Here is a 1486-nt window from a genome sequence, read left to right as displayed (position 1 = left end):
CGGGAGGGGAGGGGCAGGTCCGCGGTCGTCGTGCGGGCCGCGCAGTTGCGGGTGGTCTCGGGCTGCGGTACCGAGGCGGCCGCCGCGGTCGTGATGAGTCCGAGCGCGGTGCACAGCGCGAGGAACGCGGTGACGATGGTGGTCCACAGCTTCATGACCGTGTTCTGGGCCATGGCCCCTCACTTTCGGGTCGGGCGATTTGCGTACTTTCCTCATGATGTGTATGCGGGTCGCGAAGTGGGGGACCGACGCCCGTGGCGCGTCGATCTTCAGATCAACACCACTCGGATGGGCGCAAGGGCGTGCGAGAGTTCCCCGGAGCTGCGAAGTCGTACGGGAAACCGGTCCGATGAACCTGCGATAGGAACGACGGCATCCGGTTCTACTGGGGTCGTCCGGCCGGGAGTTGAGGGGCCGACGCAGGTCACCGATCGATATCGGTCGGTGTGTATAGTCGGGCGCCAGAGGTCCCCTACGTCAAGGAAAGACGAGGTCGCGCGGTGAAGAAGCTTCTCCTGGTCGCACTGGCCGCCATCGGCGGGCTCCTCGTGTACCGCCAGATCCAGGCGGATCGCGCCGAGCAGGATCTGTGGACGGAGGCGACTGACTCCGTGCCCACGGGTTCGTGAACATCGACATCAGCCTCAGAGCAGACCCCGGCCGTATGAGCGGCCGGGGTTTTGTGTGTCATGGGTCCTTCGTCCCAGCCCCGCGGAAGCCGCCAAGGCGCCTGCACTTCGCTATCGCGAACATTCCGATTGCGAGGGTAAATCATCGTCCTGTCAAGAGCGCGATTTCGGCCGCTCGTACCTGAGAAGGCGCGCGTCTGTGCGCAGGGAACGGCAGGATGGGCGCGTTCGGGGCTACGACGAGGGGTGGCGCGTGATGGGGCGGCGCACGGTCTGGGGGCGCACTGCGGCAGTCGTGGGAGCGGCCCTGTTCATGACCACGACACAGCCCGTTCCCGCCCTGGCGGCCGACGAGCCGACGCCGTACTCCTACGCCGAGGACGCCACGACGGTCGACGGTTCGACGGGCACCACGCAGGCGGTGCGGCTGACGCCGGGCAGGACGTACCGCAGTGCCATCGGCCCCGGCGAGAAGCTCTACTACCGCCTCGACCTCGACGCCGTCGCCAACGCGTACGTCTCGGGCACCGCCGTACCCGCGGCAGGGGCGAGCGTCGCCTCCTCCGACGGGCTGAGGGTCTCCATCGAGGACGTCGACGCCCACCGCTGCTCGTACGGGAACGCCCGCTTCGGTCCCACGCGCAGCGCCCACCCCGTCACCGCCTGGGCCTCGCGTGAGATCGGCGCCGACGAGTACATGTGCCAGGCGGCCGGGGCGTACTACCTCGTCGTCGAGCGCGTCGGCCCCAGCACGTCGTCCGGGGCCTCGTCAGGGCTGTCATCGCGTGGGTCGTCGGGGTCCGGCGGGGGGAGGGCTGGGCAGGAGTGGGGGCTCGAACTCGGCTACGCGTGGGAGC

Annotated in this window: 1 protein-coding gene and 2 pseudogenes; 2 read left to right on the top strand and 1 reads right to left on the bottom strand. The window is 68.9% G+C overall.

Going from position 1 to position 1486, the window contains the following annotated elements; genetic code table 11:
- Window positions 1–173, bottom strand: a pseudogene (locus AOK15_RS49040) (DUF6344 domain-containing protein); the annotation flags it as partial.
- A 327-nt stretch (window positions 174–500) separates the two neighbouring features.
- Between AOK15_RS49040 and AOK15_RS43110 the strand changes: the two are divergent.
- Together AOK15_RS43110 and AOK15_RS36065 are read left to right on the top strand one after the other, a co-directional pair.
- Window positions 501–629, top strand: a complete 129-nt coding sequence (locus AOK15_RS43110; protein ID WP_003999697.1) for a DLW-39 family protein — start codon at window positions 501–503, stop codon at window positions 627–629.
- A gap of 313 nt (window positions 630–942) precedes the next feature.
- Window positions 943–1486, top strand: a pseudogene (locus tag AOK15_RS36065) (hypothetical protein); the annotation flags it as partial.

Origin of the sequence: Streptomyces ossamyceticus (assembly GCF_001418475.1) — a bacterium.
In the GTDB taxonomy this organism is placed as follows: domain Bacteria; phylum Actinomycetota; class Actinomycetes; order Streptomycetales; family Streptomycetaceae; genus Streptomyces; species Streptomyces ossamyceticus.
The sequence above is the reverse complement of the archived record's forward strand: the minus strand, read 5'-3'. Positions and strand labels throughout refer to the sequence as shown.